Genomic DNA, 26137 nt, shown 5'->3' with positions numbered 1-26137 from the left:
TCAGGCTCCTTCCGCCAGCACCTGGTCCAGCACCGTCCGCAGGTCCTCCTGCTGCACGGCCGCGGTGTGCACCGCGGCCACCCGCCCCTGCCGGTCCAGCACGATGGTGGACGGGATGGCGTTGGCCGGGTAGTCCCGGAACGCCAGGGCCACCTCGCCGCGCGGGTCGAACAGCGACGGGAAGGTGATCTCCTTGCCGTCGAGGAAGGCCTGGGCGAGCTGGCGGTCGTCCTTGACGTTGATGCCGAGGAACTCGACCCCCTCGGGCCCGACCTCGCCGTAGACCTCCTGGAACTCGGGCGTCTCCACCCGGCAGGGCGGGCACCACGAACCCCAGAAGTTGATCACCGCGATCTCGCCGTCCAGCGCCTCCGAGTCGAAGGCGCTCCCGTCGAGCAGCTCACCGGTGAACCGCGGCGCGGCCTGCCGCTCGCCGGGGGGGATCACCTCACCGGCCGGGGTGCCGGCCACGAAGCGGAACTCGCCGCCGTTGTTGACGTCGACGGCGTCGGAGCCGGTGCTGCACCCGGTGAGCAGCGCCGCCGCCAGGACGGCCGTGAGCACCCGCCTCCCGGGGCCCCCGCGGAAACGTGGAGCGCCAGCGGAGCGTTTCTGTGGGGTGGTCATGCGCCCGGCACCGCGTCGGGATCGGTGGCGCCGGCCGGCTCGGCGTAGGAGACGCCCACGAAGCGGTCGTCCTCGTAGGTGAGCGAGGTGACGCTGGCCAGCGAGCACTCGCGGCGGCGCGGATCGTGGGCGAACCGGCGCCCCTCGACGTGCAGCCGGGTGGTCCAGATGGGCAGCTGGTGGCTGACCAGCACGGCCTCGTGGCCGCGGGCGGCGTCGCGGGCGGCCTCGACGGCGGCGATCATGCGCGCGGCGATCTCGACGTACGGCTCGCCCCAGGAGGGCTGCACGGGGTTGCGCAGCTTCCACCAGTTGCGGGGTGCCCGGAAGACGCCGCCCCCGCGGCCGACGACCGTGCCCTCGAAGGCGTTGCCCGCCTCGATGATCCGCTCGTCGACGGCGACCTCCAGCCCGGTGGCCTCGGCCAGGGGGCGGATGGTCTGCCGGGCCCGCTCCATCGGGCTGGACACCAGGTGGGCGACGTCCCGCCCGCGGAACCACTCCGCGGCCGCGACCGCCATGGCCTCGCCGGCGGCGGACAGCCGGTAGCCGGGCAGCCGGCCGTAGAGCACGCCGGCGGGGTTGTGCACCTCCCCGTGCCGGAGCAGGTGGACGACGGTGGTGGTCACGAGGAGCGCTCGCTGTCGACCGCGCCGGTGCGGTGGGCGTCGGCCTCGGCGGCGGCCCGGGCCGCCGCGGGCAGCGCCTCGAGCACCCGGTCGAGGGCCTCGCCGTCGAGCTGCGCGTTCACGAACCACGACTCGAACGCCGACGGCGGGAGGTAGACCCCGCGGGCGAGCAGCGCGTGGAAGAACGCGGTGTAGCGGGAGACGTCCTGGGTGCGGGCGTCGTCGTAGTCGCGCACCTGCCGCTCGTCGGGCACGAAGAAGATCGAGAACATGCTGCCGGCCTGCTGCACCCGGTGCGGCACCCCGGCGGCGAAGAGCGCCGCGCTGGCGGCGCCCCGCAGGACCGCGGACACCTCGTCGCAGCGCGCGTAGACCTCGTCGGTGCAGTTCCGCAGCGTGGCCAGCCCCGCCGCGACCGCCACCGGGTTTCCCGAGAGCGTCCCGGCCTGGTAGACGGGCCCGCTGGGCGCGAGGTGGTCCATGAGGTCGGCCCGCCCGCCGAAGGCCGCTGCCGGCAGCCCGCCGCCCATGACCTTGCCGAAGGTGAACAGGTCGGCGTCGACCGGGTCCAGGCCGTACCAGCCCGACCGCGAGACGCGGAACCCCGTCATGACCTCGTCGAGGACCAGCAGCGCGCCGTGCGCGGCGGTGATCCGCCGCAGCTCGGCGTTGAAGCCGTCCAGCGGCGGCACGACGCCCATGTTGCCGGGGGCGGCCTCGCTGACGACCGCGGCGATCTGCGCCCCCCGCTCGGCGAAGACCGCCTCGACGGCGGCGACGTCGTTGTAGGGCAGTACGACCGTGTCGGCGGCGGCTCCCGTCGTCACACCGGGGGTGTCCGGCAGCCCCAGCGTCGCCACGCCCGAGCCGGCCGAGGCCAGGAGCGCGTCGACGTGCCCGTGGTAGTTGCCGGCGAACTTGACCAGCAGGGGGCGGCCGGTCGCGCCGCGGGCCAGGCGCACGGCCGAGAGCACCGCCTCGGTGCCCGAGTTGACCAGCCGGACCCGCTCCACCGGGGCCATCCGGCTGCCGATCTCCTCGGCGAGCTCCAGCTCCCCCTCGGTGGGGGCGCCGAAGGACAGGCCGCGGCGGGCGGCCGCGGTCACCGCCTCGACGACGGCGGGGTGCGCGTGGCCGAGGATCATCGGCCCCCACGAGCTGACCAGGTCGACGTAGCGCCGCCCGTCGGCGTCGGTGAGCCAGGGACCGGAGCCCTCGGCCATGAAGCGCGGCGTGCCACCGACGGCGCGGAAGGCGCGCACCGGGCTGTTCACCCCGCCCGGGGTGATCTCCTGACCGCGGGCGAAGAGGCCGTCCGAGACGGGGGCCTCGTAGGTGTAGGGCGGGTTGTCCAGCGAGGTCACGTCCCCAGTGTCCCCTCTGCGCCCGGCGACCGGTCGGAGGCATCGCGCACACTCCCGAGCAGGGCGGCCCGCAGCGCCGCGGGGTCCCGCGTCGGGACCAGCACCGTCCGGCCGTCGGCGAGCCGCAGCGGCAGCCCCGTGCGACCGCGCGGCAGCGACCAGCCACCACCGAGCACCGGTGCACCGGCGTCCACCCCGACGTCGGCCTCCCGCAGCGCGGTGGCGTCGACGTCGCGCAGCGGCACCTGCTCCCGGCCCACCGTCAGGCCGCCGGCGTCCACCCGCACCGTCCACACCCGGCGGGCGGACAGGCAGCCGATCGCGACCACGCCGGGCACCCCGACCAGGGTGAGCACCCAGACCAGCGGCGGGACGTCGGGCCCGGGCAGCAGCAGGTCCCAGGCGACGAAGAGCCCGAGGACCCCGGCGACCAGCCAGAACGGCCGCCAGGAGCCCCCGGGCTCGACGTACGTCACGTCCCCGACCACCCCCGGGTCAGCGGGTCAGCAGCCGCGCCGCCTCGACGGCCCAGTAGGTGAGCACCTGACCGGCGCCCGCGCGGCGGATGGCGACCAGCGTCTCGAGGATGGCCCGCTCGCGGTCCACCCAGCCGTTGGCGGCGGCCGCCTCGACCATCGCGTACTCGCCGCTGACCTGGTAGGCGCTCACCGGCACCTGCACGGCCTCGGCGACCCGCGCCACGATGTCCAGGTAGGGCAGCGCCGGCTTCACCATGACCGCGTCGGCGCCCTCGGCGAGGTCCTGCGCGACCTCGCGCAGCGCCTCGTCGGCGTTCGGCGGGTCCATCTGGTAGGTCGACCGGTCGCCGAACTGCGGAGCGCCCTCGGCGGCCTCGCGGAACGGGCCGTAGAAGCCGGAGGCGTACTTGGCCGCGTAGGCCAGGATCGGCACCTCCGTCAACGCGGCGCCGTCCAGCCCGGCGCGGATCGCCGCCACCTGGCCGTCCATCATCCCGCTGGGCGCCACCAGGTGGGCGCCGGCCTGCGCCTGCGCGATCGCCACCGCGGCGTACCGGTCCAGGGTCGGGTCGTTGTCGACGACGAGTTCCCCGCCCTGCCCCCGGAACCCACCCCTCGCGGGGGTGACGACGCCGCAGTGCCCGTGGTCGGTGTACTCGCACAGGCAGAGGTCGGCCATGAGCACCAGCTCGTCGCCGAGGTCGGCCCGCAGGTGCTGCAGCGCCACGTTGACCACGCCATCGGCGGCGTCGGCCTGGGAGCCGACCGGGTCCTTGCCCGACGGGATGCCGAAGAGCATCAGCCCGCCGACGCCGGCCTCGGCCGCCTCGTGCGCGGCCTTCCGCAGCGAGTCCTGGGTGTGCTGGACGACGCCGGGCATGGAGCCGATCGGCACCGGTGCGTCGATGCCCTCCTTGACGAAGACCGGCAGCACCAGGTCGGCCGGGGCCACCCGGGTCTGCGCGGTCAGCCGCCGCAGCGCGGGCGTCGACCGCAGCCGGCGCCCGCGCGCGAAGCCGGGGTTGGCGCCCTGCGCCTGTCCCGCCCCGCCACCCCCGCCGGTCACTTGCCCTCGCCGTCCTCCGCCTCGCGCAGCGACAGGGCGTACTCGGCGAGCGCGTCGACCAGCGGCGCGACGGCGGCGGTCTCGGGCTGCACGTCGACGCGGAGGCCGAACTCCTGGGCGCTCGCCGCCGTCGCCGGCCCGATCACCGCGACCACGGTCTTGGCGTGCGGCTTGCCGGCGATGCCGACCAGGTTGCGGACGGTGCTCGACGAGGTGAAGCAGACGGCGTCGAAGCCACCGCCCTTGATCGCCTCGCGCACCGCGGCCGGCGGCGGGGCCGCCCGCACGGTCCGGTAGGCGGTGACGTCGTCGATCTCCCAGCCGCGCTCGACCAGCCCGGCCGCGAGGGTCTCGGTGGCGATGTCGGCGCGCGGCAGCAGCACCCGCTCGATCGGGTCGAGCACGTCGTCGTACTCCGGGAAGTCGGCCAGCAGGCCCTGGCTGGACTGCTCGCCGGTGGGCACCAGCTCCGGCTGGATGCCGAAGTCCCGCACCGCGTCGGCCGTCTGCTCGCCGACGCAGGCGACCTTCACGCCGGCGAAGGCGCGGGCGTCCAGGCCCAGCTCGACGAACTTCTCCCGGACGGCCTTCACCGCGTTCACCGAGGTGAAGACGATCCAGCCGTAGCGGCCGGTGACCAGGCCCTTGACGGCGCGGTCCATCTGCGCGGGGCTGCGCGGCGGCTCGACGGCGATCGTCGGCACCTCCACCGGCACCGCGCCGTACGCACGCAGCCGGTCGCTCATCTCCCCGGCCTGGTCCTTGGTCCGCGGCACGAGCACCCGCCAGCCGAACAGCGGGCGGCTCTCCCACCAGGACAGCCGGCCGCGCTTGTCGACGGCGGTGCCGACGGTGGCCACCACCTGCCCGCTGAGCGGGTCCAGCCCGGCGGTCTTCTCCGCCACGGCCGACAGCTTGGTGACCAGGCTCTTCTGGCCGGTGCCGGAGCCGCCGGTGGTGACGACCACCGGGGTGCTGCCGGCGAGGCCGCCCTCCACCAGGCGCACGGCGGCGTCCGGGAGCTGGTCGGCGGTGCCCTGGAGCACCAGCGTGCCCCCGGCCGACGCGGCGGCACCAGCCAGCGCGGGGAGGTCCACGCCGCTGCGCAGGTCCGCGGTCACCGCGGTGCTGCCCAGCGCCACGCCCGCGAAGGCGGGGACGGCGGTGGCGGTGGCGACGCCCGGCACCACGTCGAAGGGCACGGAGGTGCGGCCGACGGCGAGCACCTCCTTGACGACGTCGTCGGAGGTGTAGGGGTCGCCGGTCACCAGCCGGACGACGACGGCGCCGTTCCTGGCCGCCGCGACGGCGCCCTTGGCCACCTCCGCGGGCTCCCCGGACACCGGCGTGAGCTCGGTACCCGGGTTGGCCTCGCGGACGGCGTCCTGGACGGCCGGGGCGACGTCGGGGTCGACGAGCACCACCGCCGCCTCGGCCAGCGCGGCGCTCGCGCGGGCGGTCAGCATGCCCGGGTCACCCGGGCCGGCGCCGACGAACACGACCCGGCCGGACTGGCCTGCGGTCTTGCGGAAGCGCGTCATGGCGTGCTCCTGATCCTGGCCCGACGAGGTCGGGCGTCTGGTATGGCCCGAGGCGTTCGGGCGTCTTCTGGGGTCTGGGTGGGGCGGGAGGTCACTCGCGGGCCGCCATCAGCGCGGCCGCGCCCCGGTCGAGCAGCTCCGCGGCGAGGCCCCGTCCGAGCGCCGCGGCGTCGGCCGGCGGTCCGGTGGCCGACCCGCGGACGGAGTCGCTGCCGTCGAGGGCGGTCACCGACGCGCGGAGGAACAGCTCGGGGCCGCTCTCCCCCTCGGCGACCTCGGCGTAGGCGGCGACCGGGGCGCTGCACCCGGCCTCGAGCGCGGCCAGGGTGGCGCGCTCGGCCACCACGCAGGCGCGCGTGGCGGGGTCCTCGAGCCGGCCCAGCAGCTCGCGCGTGCGGGCGTCGCTGGTGCGGCACTCCACCGCCAGCGCCCCCTGGGCCGGGGCCGGGAGAACCTGCAGCGGGTCGAGGGTCTCGGTGATCCGGTCGCTGCGGCCGATCCGGCTCAGGCCGGCCCGGGCGAGCACGACGGCGTCCAGGTCACCGGGGCCGCCGGGCGACCCGGCCACCCGCGCGAGCCGGCTGTCGACGTTGCCGCGGATCGGCACGATCTCCAGGCCGAGGCCGAGGGCGCGCAGCTGGGCGACGCGGCGCGGGGCGCCGGTGCCGATCCGCGAGCCGGGCGGCAGCCCGCCGAGGGTCAGCCCGTCGCGGGCCACCAGGGCGTCCCGCGGGTCCTCCCGCACCGGCACGGCGGCCAGGTTCAGCCCCGGCTCGGGCGCGGTGGGCAGGTCCTTGTAGCTGTGCACCGCCAGGTCGACCTCGCCGTCCAGCAGGGCGCGGCGGATCGCGGTCACGAACACGCCGGTGCCGCCCAGCTGGGCGATCGCCGCCGAGGACCGGTCGCCCTCGGTGCTGATCAGCACCAGCTCCACCGGCACGCCGGTGGCGGCGGTCAGGGCGTCGGCGACGGCGCGGGACTGGGTCCGGGCCAGCACGCTGGCCCGGGTGCCCAGCCGCAGCGGGGTCGCGGTGCCGGAGGCCGGGGTCGCGGTGACCTGCACGTCCGTGGCGGTCATGCCGGGCCTCCCGGGCGGTCGGGGTCGACGGTGACGGCGTCGGCCAGCCGGCCGGCGCCGGGCGTGACATCGGCGTCGATGCCCAGCCCGAACAGTGCCCGCAGCGCGCCGGCGTAGTCGGTGCCGCCCGGCGTGGCGGCCAGTTCCTTGACCCGCACGGTGGGCTCGTGCAGCAGCTTGTCGACGACGCGGCGCACGGTGCGGGCGATCTCCGCGCGGGCCCGGGCATCGAGGTCGGGCAGCCGGCCGGCCAGGCGGAGCAGCTCGGCGTCGACGACCTCGGCGGCCTGGCTGCGCAGCGCGGAGACCGTGGGGCCCACCTCGGCGGCCTGCCGCTCGGCGCGGAGCAGCGCCGTCTCGGCTTCGATCATGGCGCGGGCGGTGCTGATGTCGTCGGCCGCCACCGGTCCGGCGGTGGTCTCCCCGTCGCGCCGCTCGCCCTGCAGGAGAGCTCCACGGTTCTCGCTCTGCAGGAGACCCCCACGATTTTCGCTCTGCAGGAGAGCCAGGTCGACGACGTGCACGCCGGGCAGCGCGGCCACGCCGGGGTCCACGTCGCGGGGCAGCGCGAGGTCGATGACCACCAGCGGCCGGTCGCCCCGGCCGGTCATCGCCCCGGCGACGACGTCGGTGCCCACGACCAGCCCGGTCGCGCCGGTGCAGGTGACCAGCACGTCGGCGGCGGCGATCTCCTCGCCCATCCGGGCCAGCGGCGCGGCGCGGCCGTCCACGGCCTCGGCCAGCCGCTCGGCGGACGCCGGGGTGCGGCTGCTGACCACCACGTCGGCGCCGCGGCGGGCCAGCGTGGTGGCGGCGAGCGCACCCATGGAGCCGGCGCCGACGACGAGGACGGGACGACCGGCGAGGACGCCGATGCGGGCCTCGGCCCGGTCGAGGGCCACCGAGACCAGCGAGGCGCCGGCCCGGTCGATGCCGGTCTCGGAGTGCACCCGCTTGCCCACGCGCAACGCGCGCTGGGCGACCGGGTGCAGCGCGCGACCGACCGTGCCCTCCTCGCGGGCGAGGGCGTAGGCGGCGCGCAGCTGGCCGAGCACCTGGGTCTCCCCGACCACCATGGAGTCCAGCCCGGCGGCCACGGTGAACAGGTGGGCCACCGCCTGGTCCTCGTAGTGCACGGTCACGTACGGGGAGAGCTCCTCCACCGTGGCGCCGGCCTGGCGGGCCAGCACCCGGCTGACGTCGGTGACGCCGCCGTGGAAGCGCTCGACCTCGGCGAACACCTCGACCCGGTTGCAGGTGGCCAGCACCAGGGCCTCGCTGACGTGGTCGCTGCCGACCAGCTCGTGCAGCGCCTTGACCCGCTCGTCGGGACCCATCGCGAACTGCTCCAGCAGCGCGACCGGTGCGGTCTGGTGGCTCACGCCCACGGCCAGGAGACTCATGCCGACGCCTCCCCCACGGGCACCCGCTGCTGGCCGAGGAAGGCCAGCACCTGCAGCTCCACGGAGAGATCGACGTGGCGGACGTCGACGCCCGCGGGGGCCGACAGCGTCACCGGCGCGAAGTTCAAGATGCTCCTCACCCCGGCCGCGGCGAGCCGGTCGCAGACCTGCTGGGCGACGTCGGCCGGCGTCGCGATGACCCCGATGGATGCCTGCGTGGCGGCGACCACCGCCTCCAGGTCGGCCACGTCCTGCACCGTCAGCCCGCCGATGCGCTGGCCGACGCGCTCGGGCGCGGCGTCGAGCAGGCCGACGAACTCGAAGCCCCGGCTGCCGAACCCCGCGTAGTCGGCGAGCGCCGAGCCGAGGTTGCCGAGCCCCACGAGCACGCAGGCGCGCGAGCGCTCGGCGCCCAGCACGCGGGCGATCCGCTCGCGCAGGGCGCGCACGTCGTAGCCGACCCCGCGCACCCCGCAGGAGCCGAGGTGGGACAGGTCCTTGCGCAGCCCGGCGGGGTTCACCCCGGCGGCCGAGGCGAGGTCGCCGGAGGAGACGGTGGTCCGGCCGCCGTCGGCGAAGCTGGTCAGCACCCTCAGGTACACGGCCAGACGGGCGACGGTGGCCTCCGGGATCGACCGGGGCCGCGGCTGGATCACGGGCTCTCCACAGCGGTCGCGCCCGGGGGCCCGGCGGGCGCCGGGGGCGGGGCTACGACATCGGGGACGCGGGCGCTCGAAGCGCTCGCGTCCGCCACGGTAACCGCTTGTGAACGCAGGAACAAAGTCGCCGGGGCGGCGACGGGCCGCTGACCTGGACCGATCGGGTCACAGATGTGGTGGAGACCACGATAACCACCGGGCGGCCGCCACCCGGACGGGGGGTGCACCCCCGTGGCCCGCCGGCGCTCAGCCGGCGGTGCCCTCCGGCAGCCCGAGGTCCCGTCGCAGCCGGGGGACGTCGAGCGTGAAGTAGGAGTGCTCCCGGCCGTCGAGGAGCAGCACCGGCACCCGGTCGCCGTACTCGGCCTGCAGCTCAGGGTCGGCGTCGACGTCGACCTGGGCCGGCTCCAGGCCGGCGCGCGCGGCGATCGGGGCCAGCTGCTCGGCCGCGGTCAGGCAGAGGTGGCAGCCCGCGCGCACCAGCAGCTGCAGCCGCTCAGCCACCGGTGCCCCCCGCGTCGGCGGGCGCCGTCGCCGCGTCGTCGGTGCCGGGCAGGCCGAGCTCGCGGAGGCGGGCCCGGCTGACCTTGCCGGTGAGCGAGTGCGGCAGCGACGGGAGGAAGTGGACCGACGTGGGCACCTTGTACCGGGCCAGCGACCCCGCGGCGTGCGCCTGCAGCTCCTCCACCGCCAGCCGTTCCCCCGGCGCCGGGACGACGACGGCCCGCACCGCGGACCCGGTGCGCGCGTCGGGGACGCCGATGACCGCGCTCTCCACCACCGCGGGGTGCTGGTCGAGCACGCGTTCCACCTCGGCCGGGTAGACGTTAAAACCGCTGACGAGGACGAGGTCGCTGCGCCGGTCCACCAGGTGCAGGTCCCCGTCGGCGTCGCGGTAGGCGAGGTCCCCGGTGCCGAGCCAGCCCTCGGCATCGGGCCCGTCGGCCCCGTCGGGCCAGTAGCCGGAGAACAGGTTGGGGCCGCGCACCCAGATCTCGCCGGGGCCCTCGTCGGCGCCGTCCTCGGCGTCCGCGGTGCCGGCGTCGTCGTCGCCCGGGAGCGGCGCCGCGGCCGCGGTGTCCCGGAGCGCCAGCTCCAGCCCCGGCACCGGGCCGCCGATGCAGGCGGGCTTGGCGCGGCCGGTGGCCAGGGTGCTGGCCACGACGGGCGCGGCCTCGGTGAGGCCGTAGCCCTCCCAGACGGTGACGGCGGCGCGCTCGCGCATCGCCGTCCACACCTCCTCGGGCAGCGGGGCGGCACCGGCGGAGGCGCTGCGGACGGCGGCGAACCCCCGGCGGAGCTCGGCGTCCGGGTGGGCGGGGTCCTCGAGGTTGCCGGCGTCGGCCGCGGCCAGCCAGGCCTGGTACATCGGCGGGGCACCCGGCACGGCGGTGACCTGCTCTTCCGCCATGACCGCCAGCGACGCGCGGGGGTCGAAGCTCTCCTGGAGGACCGCGCAGGCCCCGGTGGCCGCGACCAGCCCGAAGCCGGCGTTGAGGCCGTACACGTGGAACAGCGGCAGCACGAGGAGCACGCGGTCGTCGGGACGCACCGGCGGCGGCGTCATGGCCAGGCACTGCTCCTGGTTGGCGCGCAGCGCACCCGAGGTGAGCATCGCGCCCCGCGGACGGCCGGTGGTCCCGCTGGTGTAGCAGAGGAAGGCAAGCGCCGCGGGGTCGTCGGGCACCGCGGGCGCCGGCCCGTCCGCCTCGGGCGGCCCGGGGCAGACCGGCACGCCGTCGAGCGGGTCGCGCACGCCGGTGGCGACCAGCAGCGCGGCCCCGGAGTCGGTGAGCACGTGCTCGAGCTCCGGGTCGGTGTAGGCGGTGTTCACCGGGACGACGACGAGACCGGCACGCAGCCCGCCCAGCACCGCCCGCAGCCAGTCCACCCCGTTGGGCAGCTGGACGGCGACCCGGTCCCCCGCGCTCAACCCGCGGCCGGCGTACCCCGCCGCGACCCGGTCCGCGGCCGCGTCCAGCTCACCCCAGCTGAGCCGTCGGTCCCCGGCCACCACGGCGGGGGCGTCGGGGTCGCGCTGGGCGGCGGCGCGGACCAGCGCGGCCAGCGAGGTGCCTGCCTCGGGCACTGACATCTCCTGTCGTCGGAGCGGCGCGCAACCCGGCCCGCCGCGCGTCCGGGGGCGCGCGGGGGCAGGCTGCCGTGGACGGGCACGGGCGATGTTGTCACCATGGGGCACGCGCCGCAGCCCGCGCGCGCCCTCCGGCGCGCCCGGTGAACGAGGACGGTCCAGGCAGAGCGGGCCGATGAGGAGGTCGAACGCCCGCATGCACCCCCTGGACGCCGAGCGGTCGGCCGACGCCGGCTCCCACCCGCGTCCGACACCGTTCCCCCGCGCGAGCGCCGAGGCCCTGCCCGCGCCCGCGGTGCCACCCGCGCCCGCTCCCGGACCCGCCGAGCTGCCCACCGAGGTCGTCGCGGAGCTCGCCGCCGCGGACCCCGGCCCCGTGGCGGCCGGCGACGTCGACGTCTGGGAGCTGGTGCGCCGCACCCAGGCGGGGGACGCCGAGGCGTTCGGCCGGCTCTACGACCACTACGTCGCGCTGGTGCACCGGTACGCCTACCACCGGGTCGGGGACCGGGCGACGGCCGAGGACGTCACCAGCGAGACCTTCGTCCGCGCGCTGCGGCGGATCGACTCGCTGTCGTTCCAGGGCCGCGACGTCGGCGCCTGGCTGGTGACGATCGCGCGCAACATCATCCGCGACCAGGTGAAGAGCAGCCGCTTCCGGCTGGAGGTCAGCACCGCCGACATGCGCGACGCGGACCGGGCCACCGACGGCCCCGAGGACGCGGTGCTGCAGCACCTGACGAACGAGCAGCTGCTCGCCTGCGTGCGACAGCTGGGGAGCGAGCAGCAGGAGTGCATCGTGCTGCGCTTCCTGCACGGTCTGTCCGTCTCCGAGACTGCCGAGATCATGGGCAAGAAGGACGGCGCGATCAAGGCGCTGCAGCACCGGGCGGTCCGGCGGTTGGCGAGCCTGCTCCCCGAGGGGCTGCGGTGACCCCCGCTCCGCGACCGGCCGTAACCGGCGGGGCCGCCCCGTCGTTGGGCAGGGCGCGGCGGACGGCCGCCGGGAGCAGGACGTGCGCCCAGGTGAGGACGGGAGGTGACGGGTGATCCGGCCCGAGGACGGTTCGACCCTGACCGGCCCCGACACCGGGACCGCGGTCGTCGCGCGCCTCGAGGCCCTCGGCGACCGGCTCGACACCGGCCCCGACCCCCAGTACCGGTCCCGCGCCCGCGCGCGGCTGGTGGCGATGGCCGCCGTCCGCACCCCGGAGCCGACCCCACGCCCCCTGCACCGCCGGCTGCTCGCCGGGCGGGCCGTGGACCGGCCCCCGTCCCGGTGGCGGGGACGGATCACCGCCGGGCTCGCCGGGGCGGCAGTCGGCGTGACCGGTTTGGCCGCCCTGGTCGCCGTGGCGGCCGGCGCGCAGCCGGGGGATCCTCTCTACGACCTCAAGCGCGGCACCGAGCAGACGCAGCTGGCGCTGGCGGGCGACAGCCGCGGCCAGACCCTCCTGGAGCTGGCCGGCACCCGGCTGGAGGAGCTGACCCTCCTCGTCGGCACCGGGGAGCCGGCACTGGTGGAGCACACCCTGCTGATCATGGACGAGCACACCGCCCAGGGGGCCGGCTGGCTCACCGGGCAGGCCGTGCAGTCCCGCGACGCCGCGCCGCTGGGCTTCCTGTCCCGCTGGACCGCCGAGCAGTCGGGCGGGCTCGCGGTCCTGGCCGACGACGTGCCGGCGAGCGCCGCGCCGGCCTACGGGCGCTCCACCGACCTACTGCGCGCCCTCGCCACCCGGGTCGAGGCGCTCCGCGGGGTGCTGCAGTGCCCGGCGGGCCCGGCCGTGGTGGGGGACGACGTCCTGGGCCCCGTCCCCGGTCCCTGCCTCACCGACACCCCGGCGGCCGTCGTCGAGGAGCCCCCTGGCGCGGTCCCGCCCGGGGCCGGCCCGGCCACCGGCGTCCCGCCGTCGGCCGCCCCGTCCGCACCCGCGGTCCCGTCCGCACCCCCCGCTCCCGTCGGCACCCCGGCGGACGAGCCCACGAGCAGCGCGACACCCACGCCGAGCGGCCTCCCCCGGCCGACGCTGCCCACCCTGCCGCGGCCCCCGGTGCCCAGCACCGGCAGCACGCCGCGGACGCCACCCGCGCCGGTGGTCGCCGTCCCGCTGCCCGGCCCCCTGGACGTCTGCCTGCCCCCGCTGATCACCGTCGGCGAGTGCTGACCAGGGCCTGACCCCGGCCACGGCCCCGGCTAGGGTCGCAGCAGCGGTGCCGGGGACGACGTCAGGCCCGGCCCCGGGGTCCTGGGACCGGATCGAGTGAGGGAGGTCGCCGTGCCGCGACTGTCGGTGCGCGGTCGCCGTGCCGCGCAGACCGCCGGGGAGACCCGCGCCCACGTCGCCGGGGCCGCGTCGGCGGCGGCCGCGGAGGTCGCGAGCCCCCCGGCCGTCGAACCCGACCTCACGGCTGCGGCGTTCTTCGACGTCGACAACACCATGATGATGGGCGCGTCGCTGTTCTGGTTCGCCCGTGGGCTGGCGACCCGCAAGTACTTCTCCAGCCGCGACCTCGCCCGCTTCGTCTGGCAGCAGGCCAAGTTCCGCATCGCCGGCAACGAGAGCGCCGACGACATGCTCACCATCCGCGAGAACGCGCTGGCCTTCGTCGCCGGCCGCGAGGTCTCCGAGATCCAGCAGGCCGGCGAGGAGATCTACGACGAGCTGATGGCCGACCGCATCTGGTCGGGCACGCGCGTGCTCGCGCAGCAGCACCTCGACGCCGGCCAGCGGGTGTGGCTGGTGACGGCCACGCCGATCGAGCTGGCATCGATCATCGCTCAGCGGCTGGGCCTGACCGGGGCGCTGGGCACCGTCTCCGAGATCGTCGACCGGCGGTACACCGGCCGTCTCGTCGGCGAGCTGATGCACGGGCCGGCGAAGGCGGAGGCCGTCCTCGCGCTCGCCGAGCGGGAAGGCCTGGACCTGGCCCGGTGCACCGCCTACAGCGACTCGGCCAACGACCTTCCGATGCTCTCGCTGACCGGCACCGCCGTCGCGGTCAACCCGGACACCGAGCTGCGCGCGGAGGCGCGCGCCCGGGGCTGGACGATCCGCGACTTCCGCACCGGCCGGAAGGCGGCGAAGATCGGCGTCCCCACGGTGGCCGCGGCCGCGCTCTCGGGCGGGCTCGTGGGCGGCGCACTGGCGCTGCGCCGGCGCAACAAGCTGCCAGGGTGGGCCGCACAGCCACCGGCCCCGGTCGCCGGGCCGCGGCCGACGCTGCTTCAGGCGCCGAAGACGCTCTTCCGGCGCAGCAGCAGCTGGTAGAGCGAGTGCTGGATGGTCTCGCGCACCTGATCGGTGAGGTTGAAGACCAGCATGGGGTCCTCGGCGGCGGCCGGGCCGTAGGACGCCGTCTCGATCGGCGCGCCGAAGGCGATCAGCCACTTCGACGGCAGCGGAACCAGGCCGAGCGGGCCCAGCAGCGGGAACGTCGGCGTGACCGGGAAGTACGGCAGCCCGAGCAGCCGCGCGGCGGTGCGCGCGTTGCCGATCATCGGGTAGATCTCCTCGGCGCCCACGATCGCGCAGGGGATGATCGGCGCCCCGGTGCGCAGGGCCGCGGAGACGAAGCCGCCCCGGCCGAAGCGCTGCAGCGTGTACCGCTCGCGGAACGGCTTGCCGATGCCCTTGAAGCCCTCGGGGAAGACGCCCACCAGCTCGCCGCCGGTCAGCAGCCGCTCGGCGTCCTCGTTGCACGCGAGGGTGGCGCCGAACTTGCGGGCCAGCGCGCCGACCCCCGGCAGCTCGAAGACCAGGTCGGCGCCGAGCAGCCGGAACCGGCGGCCCGCCGGGTGCTCGTCGTGCAGGGCCACCGTGGTCATCAGCGCGTCGATGGGAAGCGTCCCGGAGTGGTTGGCCACCACCAGCGCCCCGCTGTCGGCGGGCACGTTGTCCAAGCCGAAGGTCTCCACCCGGAACCACCGGCGGAACAGCGGGCGGAGCGCCGGGAGCAGCAGGTGGTCGGCGAGGTCGGGGTCGAAGCCGAACTCGTCGGTCTCGTACTCGCCGGTCAGCCGGCGCTGCAGGAAGTCGACGCCGCCGGCCAGCTGCTCCTCCCAGCCCGGCGGCGGAGGCGGCGCGGCCACGCGGGGTTCGTCGTCCTCGGGGCGCAGCCGGATGACCCTGGCCTCAGGCATCGCGCACCGCCCGCAGCGCCGGGGACGGCGGGGCCGGCCGGAACCGGTGCTCCACGGCCGAGGCGGTGTCGCCGATCCGGCCCAGCACCGACCGCAGCCCACCGCCCACCGTCCGGACGGCGGCCGGGTCGAGGACCGGCGGCACGGTGGTCGCGTAGTCGGCCAGCGCGGCCGCGGTGGTGTAGCGCGGGGTGTAGCCGAAGTCGCGGCGCAGCACCGTCGTGTCGACCACGCGGCCGAAGTTCAGGAAGCGCATCTGCTCCGGGGAGTAGTCGACGAAGCCGAACCGGCGCGACAGCCGGCCGACCGAGCCCAGGGCCGGCGTGGGCAGTGGCAGCTCGATGCGACCGAGCCGGCGGATGGCCTGCGACAGCAGGAGGGTGCCCTCGCCGCCCACGTTCACGGTGCCGGCGAAGTCGCCGGTGGTCGCCCGCGTCAGCACCGCGAGCGCGTCGTCCTCGTGCAGCAGCTGCACCCGGGCGTCGTAGCCCAGGGCCGTCGGCACCAGCGGCATGCGCAGGAAGCCGGTCAGCAGCGAGTCGATGCGCGGACCGATGAAGTTGGTGAACCGGAGCACGGCCACGTCGACGTCGGGCCGGCGGCGGCCGAAGGAGCGCACGTAGCCCTCGATGTCGACGCTGTCCCGGGCGAAACCGCCGGAGGGCACCTGCCGCGCCTGCATGGCCTCGGTGAAGACGGCGGGGTCGCGCGACGAGGCGCCGTAGACGGCGCTGGTCGACTTCAGCACGAAACGGCGCACCGACGACGCCCGCTGGCAGGCCGCCAGCAGCTGCATGGTGCCGATGACGTTGAGCTCCTTCATCGGCACCCGCCCGCCGGAGCCGGCCGGCGTGGAGCTGATGTTCATGTGCACGACGGTGTCGACCGACGCCGCCGCGATGACCTTGCCGATCAACGGGTTGCGGATGTCGGCCCGGACGAACTCGGTGCGACCCAACCGGCGCAGCATGGCCGGCGACGGGGGGACCGTGTCCACCCCGATGACCCGCTGGATGCGCGGGTCGGAGGCGAGCTCGGCCGCCAGCGCGCCACCCAGCCACCGGCTCACGCCGGTGACGAGGACGACCGCAGGCGGCACGAGCCTCAGCTCACTTCTTGTTGCGGCGCTGGACGCGCGTCTTCTTCAGCAGCTTGCGGTGCTTCTTCTTCGCCATCCGCTTGCGCCGCTTCTTGATGACCGAACCCACGTGTGCTCTCCCGACTTCGCGAAATGATCAGCTCGAACGCGGCCGCAGGAGCCTGCCCTGCCGTCGCCCGGCGACCGAGCGTACCCGAGCCACCCCGCGGCGATGCTGGAACACCGTCACCCTCCGGGCGACACCGCGGGCGATGACACCATCACCCTCCGGGCGACCCCGCGGCCACCGGCCGTGCCCCTGTCGCGCTGAGCCGTTTCGTCACGCCTGCGCGGACCCCTCCGGGCCCACTCGGCGCGACAGGGCACTCGGGCGATGTCGGGTGAAGCGATCAGGCGATGTCGGTGTAGGCGTCGCGCAGGTAGTCCTGCACGGCGCGCTCCGGCACGCGGAACGAGCGGCCGACGCGGACGGCGGAGAGCTCACCGGCGTGGACGAGGCGGTACACGGTCATCTTGGAGACGCGCATCATCGAGGCGACCTCGGCGACGGTCAGGAAGGTGACGGCGGCGCGGGGGGCCGGGACGGCCGGGCGGCCGATCGGCATGGCGGCGGGGTGCTGGGCCGGCACGGGGCGGGCGACCGCCGCGGCGCTCATCGGGCGACCCATCTGACGGGGCATGGGCATCCCCGGACGGACGACGGTGGCGGCAGCGTGGCGCTGGGGCATGGTCATGTCTTCGTCTCCGGAACCTAGCTCGTGTCGTGGCGCCGGCTTCCCCACCGGCAACTGAACACGCACGCGCTGGTACTGAGAGTAAGGGGGCGGGCGTGACTGAAGCGATGGGTGAAACGAACAGGCGGACCGGTCCGTCCTAGGCAGAACTACACCTATGCAACACGGTGCACACGCGTTCCGGCGCGTTTCGCGACACGGTGAGAACTCAGTGACGCAGGGTGGTGCAGATCCGCCCCGATGTGCACTATCGTGTTCGCCCACTCACGCCCGGTGCGCGTCGACCTGTCGACACGGGAAGGCGCCGGCACCGCGTCCTGCCGTGTCGACGTCAGGACTTGTCGTCAGGTCGCGTCCCGGCCCAGCTCCACCGAGCGCGCGTGCGCCGCCTCGATCGCGGCCATGAGCGCCGCCCGGACGCCGTGCTTCTCCAGCTCCCGGATCGCGGCGATCGTCGTGCCACCGGGGCTGGAGACCGCCTCGCGCAACTGGACCGGGTGCTCGCCGGAGTCGCGCATCATCACCGCCGCACCCAGCGCCGTCTGGACTATGAGGTCCGCGGCCAGCGCGCGCGGCAGCCCCAGCAGGATGCCCGCGTCGACCATCGCCTCGACCAGGTAGAAGAAGTAGGCGGGCCCGCTCCCCGACAGCGCGGTGACGGCGTCCTGCTGAGACTCCGGCACCCGGCGCACGCGCCCGACCGCCGCCAGCAGCGCCTCCGCCTCGTCCAGGTGCTCCTCCCCCGCGTGCGCACCGGCCGAGAGCACGCTCATGCCCTCGTCCACGAGCGCCGGGGTGTTCGGCATGACGCGCACGACCGGGACCCCGGGCGGGAGCGCCGCCTCGATGCGCGCCGTGGGCACGCCCGCGGCCACGGAGACCACCAGGTGCCCGTCGTCGACGTGCGCCGCGACCAGCCCGAGGAGCGTGTCGATGTCCTGCGGCTTCACCGCCAGCAGCAGCACCCGCGCCCGGGCCGCGGCGTCGGCGAGCCCCACCGCGGGGACCCCGTAGCGCTCGGTGAGCTCGGCGGCGCGCTGCGGGCTCCGCTCGACGACGAGGAGCCCGTCGGCCCCGCCGCGCCGGACGAGGCCGGACAGCAGCGCCTCGCCGATCTTGCCGCCGCCGACGACGGCCAGGCCGCGGCGACCGGTCGCGGTCACGGCCGCACCACCGCGACGGACAGCTGCCCGCGGACGGCGTGCCCGGCGGCGGGCAGGCGGCGCTGCTCCTCGGTCGGTTCTCCCCAGGGCATGACGGGCTCCCAGCTGTCGGGCGCGCGGTCGTCCCGGGCCGCGCGCTCACCGGTGACGGCGATCGGTCGTGGGTCGACGGCCGGCTCCCCGTCGCCCGCCGTCCGGACGTCGAGGCACCGGACGGACGCCGGCCCGGCGGCCGGGCCGACCACGCCCCCGACACCCCGCGCGGCGCCCACGGGAGGCATCGGGGCGCGGCGGGCACGCGGACGGACGGGCACGCCCGAAACCGTAGTGCTCCGGCGTGTGCCGGCTCCGGGCGCCGGGTAGCGCCGCCGTCATGGCAGGAGAACTGGACGGGATGAGGGTGGCCGTGCTGGCTACCGACGGTGTGGAGCAGGTCGAGTTGGACCGCCCCTGGCAGGCGCTCGAGGAGGCCGGCGCCGAGCCGGAGCTGGTGTCGTTCTCGACGGGGACGATCACCGCCTACGACCACATCGACAAGGGCGAGCGGCGCACGGTCGACACCGACCTCGGCTCGGCCGACCCCGACGACTACGCGGCCCTGGTCCTGCCCGGCGGCGTCATCAACGGGGACTTCGTGCGCGCGGACGCCGACGCGGTGACCTTCGTGAAGGCGTTCTTCGACGCGGGGAAGCCGGTGGCCGCGATCTGCCACGCCCCGTGGGTGCTGATCGAGGCCGGTGTGGTCCGCGGCCGCCGGATGACCTCCTGGCCCTCGCTGCAGACCGACCTGCGCAACGCGGGCGCCGACTGGGTGGACGAGGAGGTCGTGGTCGACGGCAACCTGGTGACCAGCCGCAAGCCCGACGACCTCGACGCCTTCGGGGCGGCGATCGTGGAGGAGTTCGCCCCGTCGCGCGACGCCGAGCCGGCCGACGCCTGACCGGCGGTCAGGAGGTCGCGAGGAGCGTCGCCGCCGGGGCGATCGTGAGCAGGGTGCCCGCGAACACCAGGACGGCGAGCAGGCGGGCACCCACCGGTTCGGTGCCCTGGCGCTCGCGCCACAGGTTCACCCCGGCCACGAGCCCGGTGACGGCCAGCGGGGCCAGGAACACCGCCAGGTGCGGGATCAACTCCCAGAGCACGGTGGCGGCGAAGTAGATGCCGACCCCGGCCGCGAGGGCGATGACCAGCTCGCCGGCGAAGCGGAGCCAGGCCAGTGCGCTCTCGCGGGGGGTGGCGTCGAGGTCGGCGTCGTCCGCCCGCACCACGGGGATCGGCCCGGTGGACGCCACGCCGTCACGAGGGGCTGCGCCGGCCGCTGTCGCCCCGCGGGCGGGCCGGCGGGTGGTCGTGCGCTGCGCACCGGCCGCCTCCGCCGCCTCGGCGGGGCGCCGGAGCGGCGGCACCGGACCGGAGGGGTGCGGGACCCCGGGCTTGCGTTCGGGCCGCAGCCCCGGGATCGCGGCGGTCACGGGGTCGGCGGCCCGGCCGGCCGGCCGGCTGCCCCGCGCGGCCGCGGGCGCCGGCTCGGGGACCTGCAGGTCGCTGCGGCGCCGGCCGTAGCCGGCCCGGTCGGCGCCGGCGTCGGCGCGCCGCTGGCGGATGCCCGTGTCGTCGTCGTCGTCGGAACGCCGGCGTCGGGCGGTGCGGGCGGCGGACTCGATGCCGGCCTCGCGCAGGATCTCGGCGAGCGAGCGTCCTCCCGTGTCCGGGTTCCAGTCCGGTTCGGCCATCACGCCCCTCCCAACGAGTCCAGCCGGCGGAGGATGACTCCCTCGCGCAGCGCCCACGGACAGATCTTCACGCACCGTACGTCCAGCGCACGCAGAGTTGCGGCAGCGACAACCGCTCCAGCGGGAACCTGGTGCGCGCGGTCGGGTGAGACCCCTCGGAGCTCGGCCAGCGCCGAGCTCTCGATCCGCGAGATGAAGCCGACCAGCTGCCCCAGCCCGTCGGCGGTGAGTTCGCGCGGCACCTGCAGCCCCGCCGAGTAGGGGGCGGCGCCGGTCAGGCGGGCGAGGGTGCGGAAGGTCTTGCTGGTGGCTGCCACCAGGTCCGGCGTCCCGACGTCGCGGAGCTTCCCCGCAGCCGGCTCGATCAGCGCGTCGGCGTACTCCGCGAGTTCGTCGAGCGCCGCCAGATCCGGTCGTCCGCCCCGCTGCGCCCCGGGCAGGAAGCGCCGGGTCATGCGACCGGCGCCGAGCGGCAGGGACAGGGCGACGTCCGGGTCCTCGTCGACGCCGCTGGCGAGCTCGAGCGAGCCGCCGCCGATGTCGAAGACCAGCAGCCGCCCCGCGCTCCAGCCGAACCACCGGCGGACGGCGAGGAAGGTCAGCCGGGCCTCGTCCTCACCGCTGAGGACCTGCATTTCGACGCCGGTCCGCTCCCGGACGCGGTCGAGCACCTCGAGGCCGTTGGCCGCATCGCGGATGGCGGAGGTGACCATCGCGAGCAGTTCCTCGCAGCCCTGCTTCTCGGCCTGGTCGCAGGCGTTCTGCACCGCCCGCAGGAGCGCCTTCTCCCCCGCCTTGGACAGCATCCCGTCGTCCCCGATCTGCTCGGCGAGCCGCAGCAGCCAGCGGTCGTCGTGCATCGGCGTGGGGTGCGCACCGCGGTGGGCGTCCACCACCAGCAGGTGCACCGTGTTCGAGCCGACGTCCAGCACACCCAGCCGCATGCGGCCGATTCTGCCGGACGTCACCCTGCCGGGCCCCACCGCGAGGCGGTGAGCGGAGCGGGAGCAGGGGGCCCTTCTACGCTGGCCCGGTGGAGAACGAGCCCCCCGACGAGGTCGCCCCCGACTTCGCCCGGGAGTGGGTGGAGTTCCCCGACCCGGCCGATCCCGGGCACGTCGTCCGCGCCGACCTGACCTGGCTCACGTCGGCGTGGACCTGCGTGTTCGGCCGGGGCTGCGCGGGGGTGGTCGAGGGGCGTGCGGACGACGGCTGCTGCAGCCACGGCGCGTTCTTCACCGACGAGGACGACCTGCACCGGGTCACCGCCGCGGTGGCCGACCTGACCGACGAGGACTGGCAGCTCGCCCGCGTCGGACGCGGCGCGTGGACCGAGGAGGACGACGCCGAGGAACCGGAGGACGGGCGCACCCCCGAGGAACCGGAGGACGGGCGCACCCCCGAGGAACCGGAGGACGGGCGCACCGCCGACGACGCCGGCGGACCCGTGCGGTCGCTGCGGACCCGCGTGGTGGACGGCGCCTGCGTCTTCCTCAACCGCCCCGGGTTCGCCGGCGGCACGGGGTGCGCGCTGCACCGGATGGCGCTGCGCACCGGGCTGCACCCCCTCACGACCAAGCCGGACGTCTGCTGGCAGCTGCCGGTGCGCCGCGAGCAGGAGCACGCGGACCGGCCCGACGGCACGCGCGTGCTGGTGTCGACGATCGGCGAGTTCGACCGGCGCGGGTGGGGGCCCGGCGGCCACGACCTGCACTGGTGGTGCACCGGCTCCCCGACCGCGCACGTCTCCCCCGAGCCCCTGGTCGAGACCTACGCCGCGGAGCTGGTCGCGCTGCTCGGTGGCCCGGCGTACGCCGAGCTACGCCGGCTGGCCGAGTTGCGGCTGGACCAGGGCCTGGTCGCCCCCCACCCGGCCAGCCCCGCCCTTGCCGGGCCGGTGCCCGTCCAGCTGCACCGGCGCCGTCCCGAGGCGTGACACCGCACGGGCCCGGAAGGTCTGCCGGTAGGCCCGGGGAGAGACCCCGCGCCGGCGGGTGAACTGCTCGCGGAGCCCCGCCGCCGTCCCGAACCCGACCAGCCGGGCGATCTCCTCGACCGGGGCGTCGCTGTTCTCCAGGAGCTCCTCGGCCGCCGCCAGCCGCTGCGCGAGCAGCCAGGCGTGCGGCGTCGTGCCGGTGGTGGCCTTGAACCGCCGGGCGAAGCTGCGCGGGCTCATGAGCGCCCGCCGGGCGAGGACGTCGACGGAGAGGTCCTCGGCGAGGTGGTGGCCGGCCCACTCCAGCACCAGGCCGAGCAGGTCGTCGGAGCAGGCGGGGACCGGGGCGTCGATGAACTGCGCCTGCCCGCCGTCGCGGTGCGGCGGGACGACCATCTCCCGGGCCAGCGCGTTCGCCGCGGCGGCGCCCCACTCCCGGCGGACCAGGTGCAGCAGCGCGTCGACGCCGGCCGCCGTGCCCGCTCCGGTGAGGATGCGCCCGTTGTCGACGTAGAGCACCGCCGGGTCGACGTCGAGCTGCGGATAGCGGGCGGCGAGCTCGCCGGCGTAGCGCCAGTGCGTGGTCACGCGCATCCCGTCGAGCAGACCGGTGGCGGCCAGGGCGAAGACGCCCGTGCAGTGGCTCACCAGGATCGCGCCCCGGGCGTGGGCGCGCCGGAGCGCGTCCAGCAGCGCCGGTGACGGCAATCGGTCGACCACCTCCCAGGCGGTCACCAGCACGATGTCGGACCGGTCCAGCCGGTCGAGGCCGTGCTCGACGAGGATGCCGATGCCGGTGTCCGTGCGCAGGACGCCCGGGTGCTCGGCGACCAGCGCGAAGTCGAAGCGGGGCAGGCCGATCTCCGGGCGCTCGTAGCCGAACACCTCGTTGCTCACCCCCAGCCCGAAGCTGGCGACGAGGCCCTCGCCGACGACGAGGCTGACCACGAGCGGGCGTCCCTCTGCCATGGGCACACTATGGCAGAAAAGCTGCGGTAGCGGTCACTCCTGCCACTCGTGCGGACGGGCGGCCGGCGCGACGCTTCTCCCATGTTGCTGATCACCTGCCCCGTCACCAGGACCGACGAGTTCGTCGCCGACCGGCGCATCCGGTCGGTCACCAACCACCCGACGCACATCGCGCTGCACGTGGAGTGCCCCGCCTGCGGTGCGGTCCACGTCTACCCGACCGGCCGCCGGTGGGAGGCGACGCGGGCCGCCCGCGCCGCCGCTCCCGTCCGGCAGGCGCCCGAGCTGCACCCGGCCTAGCATCGAACACATGAGCGAACCGAACTCTGCCGACCAGACGACCGAGAAGGACCCGGACGACTGGGTGACCGGCGACGAGCCCGCCACCGGCGCCCAGAAGAGCTACCTCGAGACGCTGGCCCGGGGTACCGACGAGGAGATCCCCGACGACATCTCGAAGGCCGACGCGTCCAAGAGGATCGACGACCTCAAGGACGACTGACCGGGGCGGGTCCCGCCTAGCTAGGCCTCCAGCTTGTAGCCCAGGCCCCGCACCGTGAGCAGGTACTTCGGGTTCGCGGGGTCGGGCTCCAGCTTTGCCCGCAGCCGCTTGACGTGGACGTCGAGGGTCTTGGTGTCGCCCACGTAGTCCGACCCCCACACGCGGTCGATCAGCTGGGCCCGGGTGAGCACGCGGCCGGCGTTGCGGAGCAGGAACTCCAGCAGATCGAACTCCTTGAGCGGCAGGGCGACCTGATCGCCGTCGACCGCGACCACGTGCCGCTCGACGTCCATGCGGACCGGCCCGGCGACCAGCACGCCGCCCTCGGCGGGGGCGGCGTCGGCCGCCTCGCCCCGGCGGCGCAGGACCGCCCGGATGCGGGCGACGAGCTCCCTCGCCGAGTACGGCTTGGTCACGTAGTCGTCGGCGCCCAGCTCGAGGCCGACGACCTTGTCGATCTCGGCGTCCTTGGCCGTCAGCATGATGATCGGCACGTTGCTGCGGGCGCGGAGCATGCGGCAGACCTCCGTCCCGGGCAGGCCGGGGAGCATGAGGTCGAGCAGCACGATGTCGGCCCCGCCGCGGTCGAACTCCGCCAGCGCGTCGGGCCCGGTGGCGGCCACGACGGTCTCGAACCCCTCCCGCCGCAGCATGTAGGACAGTGCGTCGGAGAAGGACTCCTCGTCCTCGACGACCAGGACTCGGCTCATGTGTGCTCGTTCTCCCGATTCTGCGTTGCGGAGGCGGACGACTCCGCCGCCGGGTTCTCGGCGGGACCGGCGAGCGGGATGCGCAGGGTGAAGGTCGACCCCAGCCCCTCCTCGCTCCAGACCGTCACGGAACCACCGTGGTTGCTGGCGACGTGCTTGACGATGGCGAGCCCCAGCCCGGTCCCCCCGGTGCTGCTGGCGCGGGACTGGTCCACCCGGTAGAAGCGCTCGAACACCCGGTGCCGGTCGGCCCGCGGGATGCCGATGCCGCTGTCGGTCACGGCGATCTCCGCGAACCCCGACCGCGCGCGGGCCGCGACCGCGACCCGGCTCTTCCCCGTGCTGTAGGCGACCGCGTTGGCCAGCAGGTTGGTCACCGCGGTGACCAGCTGGCCCTCCACCCCGCGCACCACGAGGCCCGGTTGCCCGCCGACCACGATCTCCAGCTCCTTGGCGCGGGCAGCGGTGCGCGTGCGGTCGACCGCCTCGCCGAGCACCCGGTCCACGTCCACGGGCACCAGCTCGGGCAGCGGCTCGCCGCCCTGCAGCCGGGAGAGGTCGATCAGCTCGCGCACGAGCCGGCCCAGCCGGTCGGCCTCGTGGGCGATCCGCGCCGCGAAGCGCTGCACCGCCTCCGGGTCGTCGGCGGCGCCCTCGATCGCCTCGGCGAGCAGGGCGAGCGCCCCCACCGGCGTCTTCAGCTCGTGACCGACGTTCGCCACGAAGTCGCGGCGCACGGCCTCGACCCGCCGCGCCTCCGTGACGTCCTGCAGCACCAGCGCGACCGGCCCCGCGGGCGTGCCCGCGCCGGTGTCGAGCCGCACGCCGTGCACGCCGACCAGCCGCGGCCCCGCGCCGACCAGGTCGCCGGGCAGCCGGACGTCGGCCCGCCGGGTGCCACCGCTGCGCACCGCCCGGGCCAGCGTGAGCAGCTCGGGCACCAGCAGCCGGGTGCCCCGGACGATGCCCAGCGCGCGGGCCGCGGGGTTGGCCAGCAGCACGGCGTCGTCGATGCCCACCACGACCAGGGCGGGGTCCATCAGGTCCACGAGCCGACGCGCCAGCGCTGCCTCGGGCAGCGGGACGGACCCGCCGTCGAGGGGATGGCGCCCCAGGTCGGGGCGGGAGCGGATGATGACGGTGGCGGCCACCACCCCACCCAGGAGGAGGCCGACCACCAGGGCGACCAGTGGACTCACGGCCCAGATGCTAGGTGCGCGGCGGCGAGGCACCATGATCCGGCGAGAGGTTCACCGCTCGGACGGGTCACTGTTCACCGGCGGGTGGGCCGGAGTTCACCCCGCAGCGGCCGGATCGGTCCCGGCCGCGCCTACTGTCGCCGGGTAATCACGACGAGAGGACGACCGTGCGGGACAGCTACCACGAGGAACTCGACGACATCAACGCCTGCCTGGTGGAGATGGCCAACTCCGTGGGCTCGCAGATGAGCACGGCCACGACGGCGCTCCTGGACGCCGATGTCGCCCTGGCCGACCTGGTGATCGCCGGCGACGACCAGATCGACGCCACCCGCGAGAACATCGAGCAGCGCACCTTCACGCTGCTCGCCCGGCAGCAGCCGGTGGCCGGCGACCTGCGCACCATCACGACCGCCATGCGGATCGTCGCCGACCTCGAGCGGATGGGCGACCTGGCCGCGCACATCGCCAAGGTGGCGCGCATGCGGTTCCCCGACCACGCGGTGCCGCAGGAGGTGCGGCCGGCCTTCCTCGAGGCGGGCAACGTGGCGGAGCTGCTCATCACGAAGACCGCGACGGTCATCGCCAAGCGCGACGTCGAGGCCGCCCAGGAGCTCGAGACCGACGACGACGCGATGGACCAGATCCACCGCGGGCTGTTCCGCCAGCTGCTGAGCGAGGACTGGCCGCACGGCATCGAGTCGGCCATCGACATCACGCTGCTGGGCCGCTACTACGAGCGCTTCGCCGACCACGCGGTCAGCGTCGCCCGCCGGGTCTGCTACCTGGTCACCGGCGAGCGCTACGACACGACGACCTCGTCATCCGTCGGATGACACCGCGGCCAGGAGCCGTCCCCCGGGTGGGCTGAGCCCTTCCCGCCGATCCTCGGGAACCCTGCGGGCCCCGCTCGTCGCGGCGCCTCGCAGGGCGGCTCCGTGCGCCCTCTCGGGGGACGCTCCGCGCCCCCGCTCGCCGATGCGCCTCGCGGGGAGGGCGAGGACGCCTCA

30 protein-coding genes are annotated in these 26137 nt (G+C 75.6%); 8 read left to right on the top strand and 22 right to left on the bottom strand.

The genetic code is table 11. From position 1 onward, the window contains the following. From BMW62_RS11865 to BMW62_RS11815, 11 genes are all read right to left on the bottom strand, one after another. Positions 1-564, bottom strand: a complete 564-nt coding sequence (locus tag BMW62_RS11865) for a TlpA family protein disulfide reductase (protein WP_244523991.1) — start codon at positions 562-564, stop codon at positions 1-3. A gap of 59 nt (positions 565-623) precedes the next feature. Next, positions 624-1256, bottom strand: coding sequence for a histidine phosphatase family protein (locus BMW62_RS11860; RefSeq protein ID WP_091931065.1), 633 nt, complete (start codon positions 1254-1256; stop codon positions 624-626). Continuing rightward, entirely contained in the window at positions 1253-2620 is a 1368-nt protein-coding gene (hemL, locus tag BMW62_RS11855; protein WP_091931064.1) for a glutamate-1-semialdehyde 2,1-aminomutase, read from the bottom strand. The genes BMW62_RS11860 and hemL overlap by 4 nt, the downstream gene beginning before the upstream one ends. Continuing rightward, positions 2617-3096, bottom strand: a complete 480-nt coding sequence (locus BMW62_RS11850; protein WP_091931119.1) for a hypothetical protein — start codon at positions 3094-3096, stop codon at positions 2617-2619. Before BMW62_RS11850 ends, hemL begins: the two co-directional genes overlap by 4 nt. Before the next feature lie 19 nt (positions 3097-3115). Continuing rightward, positions 3116-4165 (bottom strand): porphobilinogen synthase, encoded by a 1050-nt coding sequence (gene hemB / locus BMW62_RS11845; protein WP_091931063.1) that lies wholly within the window; start codon positions 4163-4165, stop codon positions 3116-3118. Next, positions 4162-5706, bottom strand: coding sequence for a bifunctional uroporphyrinogen-III C-methyltransferase/uroporphyrinogen-III synthase (locus BMW62_RS11840; RefSeq protein ID WP_091931062.1), 1545 nt, complete (start codon positions 5704-5706; stop codon positions 4162-4164). The genes hemB and BMW62_RS11840 overlap by 4 nt, the downstream gene beginning before the upstream one ends. A gap of 91 nt (positions 5707-5797) precedes the next feature. Next, entirely contained in the window at positions 5798-6784 is a 987-nt protein-coding gene (hemC, locus tag BMW62_RS11835) for a hydroxymethylbilane synthase (protein WP_091931061.1), read from the bottom strand. Then, positions 6781-8187: a glutamyl-tRNA reductase gene (locus BMW62_RS11830; protein ID WP_091931060.1), complete on the bottom strand. Its 1407-nt coding sequence runs from the start codon at positions 8185-8187 to the stop codon at positions 6781-6783. Before BMW62_RS11830 ends, hemC begins: the two co-directional genes overlap by 4 nt. Continuing rightward, positions 8184-8843 (bottom strand): redox-sensing transcriptional repressor Rex, encoded by a 660-nt coding sequence (locus tag BMW62_RS11825; protein WP_091931059.1) that lies wholly within the window; start codon positions 8841-8843, stop codon positions 8184-8186. The genes BMW62_RS11830 and BMW62_RS11825 overlap by 4 nt, the downstream gene beginning before the upstream one ends. Before the next feature lie 249 nt (positions 8844-9092). Further along, positions 9093-9350: a glutaredoxin family protein gene (locus tag BMW62_RS11820; protein ID WP_091931058.1), complete on the bottom strand. Its 258-nt coding sequence runs from the start codon at positions 9348-9350 to the stop codon at positions 9093-9095. Beyond that, positions 9343-10935, bottom strand: a complete 1593-nt coding sequence (locus BMW62_RS11815; RefSeq protein ID WP_091931057.1) for an AMP-binding protein — start codon at positions 10933-10935, stop codon at positions 9343-9345. The genes BMW62_RS11820 and BMW62_RS11815 overlap by 8 nt, the downstream gene beginning before the upstream one ends. Positions 10936-11134: 199 nt before the next feature. Between BMW62_RS11815 and BMW62_RS11810 the strand changes: the two genes are divergently transcribed. The 3 genes from BMW62_RS11810 to BMW62_RS11800 all read left to right on the top strand — a co-directional run bounded on the left by BMW62_RS11810 (position 11135) and on the right by BMW62_RS11800 (position 14210). After that, a complete protein-coding gene (locus tag BMW62_RS11810; RefSeq protein WP_091931056.1) occupies positions 11135-11872 on the top strand; it encodes a sigma-70 family RNA polymerase sigma factor in 738 nt (245 codons plus the stop codon). 112 nt (positions 11873-11984) lie between these two features. Beyond that, positions 11985-13106: a DUF5667 domain-containing protein gene (locus tag BMW62_RS11805; protein WP_091931055.1), complete on the top strand. Its 1122-nt coding sequence runs from the start codon at positions 11985-11987 to the stop codon at positions 13104-13106. A gap of 111 nt (positions 13107-13217) precedes the next feature. Then, positions 13218-14210 carry an HAD family hydrolase gene (locus tag BMW62_RS11800; RefSeq protein ID WP_244523990.1) on the top strand — a complete coding sequence of 331 codons (993 nt, stop codon included), beginning with the start codon at positions 13218-13220 and terminating at the stop codon, positions 14208-14210. On the opposite strand, the gene BMW62_RS11795 is transcribed toward BMW62_RS11800, so the two are convergent. The 6 genes from BMW62_RS11795 to BMW62_RS11770 form a co-directional block, all read right to left on the bottom strand. Then, on the bottom strand, positions 14168-15082 hold the full coding sequence (locus BMW62_RS11795) for a lysophospholipid acyltransferase family protein (RefSeq protein WP_170852346.1): 915 nt from the start codon (positions 15080-15082) through the stop codon (positions 14168-14170). The genes BMW62_RS11800 and BMW62_RS11795 overlap by 43 nt on opposite strands. After that, positions 15075-16181, bottom strand: coding sequence for an NAD-dependent epimerase/dehydratase family protein (locus BMW62_RS11790; protein WP_091931053.1), 1107 nt, complete (start codon positions 16179-16181; stop codon positions 15075-15077). Before BMW62_RS11790 ends, BMW62_RS11795 begins: the two co-directional genes overlap by 8 nt. 10 nt (positions 16182-16191) lie before the next feature. Further along, a complete protein-coding gene (locus tag BMW62_RS11785; RefSeq protein ID WP_012854759.1) occupies positions 16192-16290 on the bottom strand; it encodes a 30S ribosomal protein bS22 in 99 nt (32 codons plus the stop codon). A 280-nt stretch (positions 16291-16570) separates the two neighbouring features. After that, positions 16571-16915, bottom strand: coding sequence for a helix-turn-helix domain-containing protein (locus BMW62_RS23205; protein WP_244523989.1), 345 nt, complete (start codon positions 16913-16915; stop codon positions 16571-16573). A 344-nt stretch (positions 16916-17259) separates the two neighbouring features. Next, positions 17260-18078, bottom strand: coding sequence for a pyrroline-5-carboxylate reductase (gene proC / locus BMW62_RS11775; RefSeq protein ID WP_091931052.1), 819 nt, complete (start codon positions 18076-18078; stop codon positions 17260-17262). After that, positions 18075-18392: a hypothetical protein gene (locus tag BMW62_RS11770; protein WP_139206253.1), complete on the bottom strand. Its 318-nt coding sequence runs from the start codon at positions 18390-18392 to the stop codon at positions 18075-18077. Before BMW62_RS11770 ends, proC begins: the two co-directional genes overlap by 4 nt. Before the next feature lie 59 nt (positions 18393-18451). On the opposite strand from BMW62_RS11770, the gene BMW62_RS11765 reads away from it, so the two are divergent. Continuing rightward, positions 18452-19018, top strand: coding sequence for a type 1 glutamine amidotransferase domain-containing protein (locus tag BMW62_RS11765; protein ID WP_091931117.1), 567 nt, complete (start codon positions 18452-18454; stop codon positions 19016-19018). 7 nt (positions 19019-19025) lie between these two features. Here the strand turns inward: BMW62_RS11765 and BMW62_RS11760 are convergent, their stop codons facing one another. Further along, positions 19026-19811, bottom strand: a complete 786-nt coding sequence (locus tag BMW62_RS11760) for a hypothetical protein (protein ID WP_091931116.1) — start codon at positions 19809-19811, stop codon at positions 19026-19028. Next, positions 19811-20755 (bottom strand): Ppx/GppA family phosphatase, encoded by a 945-nt coding sequence (locus BMW62_RS11755; RefSeq protein ID WP_091931050.1) that lies wholly within the window; start codon positions 20753-20755, stop codon positions 19811-19813. The genes BMW62_RS11760 and BMW62_RS11755 overlap by 1 nt, the downstream gene beginning before the upstream one ends. A gap of 89 nt (positions 20756-20844) precedes the next feature. Here BMW62_RS11755 and BMW62_RS11750 point away from each other — a divergent pair, with 89 nt between their 5' ends. Continuing rightward, a complete protein-coding gene (locus BMW62_RS11750; protein WP_139206252.1) occupies positions 20845-21747 on the top strand; it encodes a DUF3109 family protein in 903 nt (300 codons plus the stop codon). On the opposite strand, the gene BMW62_RS11745 is transcribed toward BMW62_RS11750, so the two are convergent. After that, positions 21631-22716, bottom strand: a complete 1086-nt coding sequence (locus tag BMW62_RS11745; RefSeq protein WP_091931115.1) for a helix-turn-helix domain-containing protein — start codon at positions 22714-22716, stop codon at positions 21631-21633. The two genes, BMW62_RS11750 and BMW62_RS11745, sit on opposite strands and share 117 nt — an antisense overlap. 81 nt (positions 22717-22797) lie before the next feature. On the opposite strand from BMW62_RS11745, the gene BMW62_RS11740 reads away from it, so the two are divergent. Together BMW62_RS11740 and BMW62_RS11735 are read left to right on the top strand one after the other, a co-directional pair. Next, positions 22798-23016, top strand: coding sequence for a hypothetical protein (locus tag BMW62_RS11740; RefSeq protein ID WP_091931049.1), 219 nt, complete (start codon positions 22798-22800; stop codon positions 23014-23016). Between the two features lie 10 nt (positions 23017-23026). Continuing rightward, entirely contained in the window at positions 23027-23218 is a 192-nt protein-coding gene (locus BMW62_RS11735; protein WP_091931048.1) for a DUF3072 domain-containing protein, read from the top strand. A gap of 20 nt (positions 23219-23238) precedes the next feature. On the opposite strand, the gene BMW62_RS11730 is transcribed toward BMW62_RS11735, so the two are convergent. After that, positions 23239-23928 (bottom strand): response regulator transcription factor, encoded by a 690-nt coding sequence (locus BMW62_RS11730; RefSeq protein WP_091931047.1) that lies wholly within the window; start codon positions 23926-23928, stop codon positions 23239-23241. Beyond that, entirely contained in the window at positions 23925-25127 is a 1203-nt protein-coding gene (locus BMW62_RS11725; protein WP_091931046.1) for a sensor histidine kinase, read from the bottom strand. The genes BMW62_RS11730 and BMW62_RS11725 overlap by 4 nt, the downstream gene beginning before the upstream one ends. A gap of 167 nt (positions 25128-25294) precedes the next feature. Here BMW62_RS11725 and phoU point away from each other — a divergent pair, with 167 nt between their 5' ends. Then, a complete protein-coding gene (phoU, locus tag BMW62_RS11720) occupies positions 25295-25963 on the top strand; it encodes a phosphate signaling complex protein PhoU (protein WP_091931045.1) in 669 nt (222 codons plus the stop codon). Positions 25964-26137 lie beyond the last annotated feature (174 nt).

It is taken from the genome of Blastococcus sp. DSM 46786 (assembly GCF_900109665.1).
GTDB classification, from domain to species: Bacteria; Actinomycetota; Actinomycetes; order Mycobacteriales; family Geodermatophilaceae; genus Blastococcus; species Blastococcus carthaginiensis.
Note: the sequence above shows the minus strand (reverse complement) of the source record. Positions and strands in the feature narration are given on the sequence as shown.

What these genes read in the sequence shown, in the direction of transcription:
- BMW62_RS11840 (WP_091931062.1), bottom strand. Translation starts at nt 5,706, where the DNA reads ATGACGCGCTTCCGCAAGACCGCAGGCCAGTCCGGCCGGGTCGTGTTC.
- hemC (WP_091931061.1), bottom strand. Translation starts at nt 6,784, where the DNA reads ATGACCGCCACGGACGTGCAGGTCACCGCGACCCCGGCCTCCGGCACC.
- BMW62_RS11830 (WP_091931060.1), bottom strand. Translation starts at nt 8,187, where the DNA reads ATGAGTCTCCTGGCCGTGGGCGTGAGCCACCAGACCGCACCGGTCGCG.
- BMW62_RS11810 (WP_091931056.1), top strand. Translation starts at nt 11,135, where the DNA reads ATGCACCCCCTGGACGCCGAGCGGTCGGCCGACGCCGGCTCCCACCCG.
- BMW62_RS11795 (WP_170852346.1), bottom strand. Translation starts at nt 15,082, where the DNA reads ATGCCTGAGGCCAGGGTCATCCGGCTGCGCCCCGAGGACGACGAACCC.
- BMW62_RS23205 (WP_244523989.1), bottom strand. Translation starts at nt 16,915, where the DNA reads ATGACCATGCCCCAGCGCCACGCTGCCGCCACCGTCGTCCGTCCGGGG.
- BMW62_RS11765 (WP_091931117.1), top strand. Translation starts at nt 18,452, where the DNA reads ATGGCAGGAGAACTGGACGGGATGAGGGTGGCCGTGCTGGCTACCGAC.
- BMW62_RS11760 (WP_091931116.1), bottom strand. Translation starts at nt 19,811, where the DNA reads ATGGCCGAACCGGACTGGAACCCGGACACGGGAGGACGCTCGCTCGCC.
- BMW62_RS11755 (WP_091931050.1), bottom strand. Translation starts at nt 20,755, where the DNA reads ATGCGGCTGGGTGTGCTGGACGTCGGCTCGAACACGGTGCACCTGCTG.
- BMW62_RS11745 (WP_091931115.1), bottom strand. Translation starts at nt 22,716, where the DNA reads ATGGCAGAGGGACGCCCGCTCGTGGTCAGCCTCGTCGTCGGCGAGGGC.
- BMW62_RS11740 (WP_091931049.1), top strand. Translation starts at nt 22,798, where the DNA reads ATGTTGCTGATCACCTGCCCCGTCACCAGGACCGACGAGTTCGTCGCC.
- BMW62_RS11735 (WP_091931048.1), top strand. Translation starts at nt 23,027, where the DNA reads ATGAGCGAACCGAACTCTGCCGACCAGACGACCGAGAAGGACCCGGAC.
- BMW62_RS11730 (WP_091931047.1), bottom strand. Translation starts at nt 23,928, where the DNA reads ATGAGCCGAGTCCTGGTCGTCGAGGACGAGGAGTCCTTCTCCGACGCA.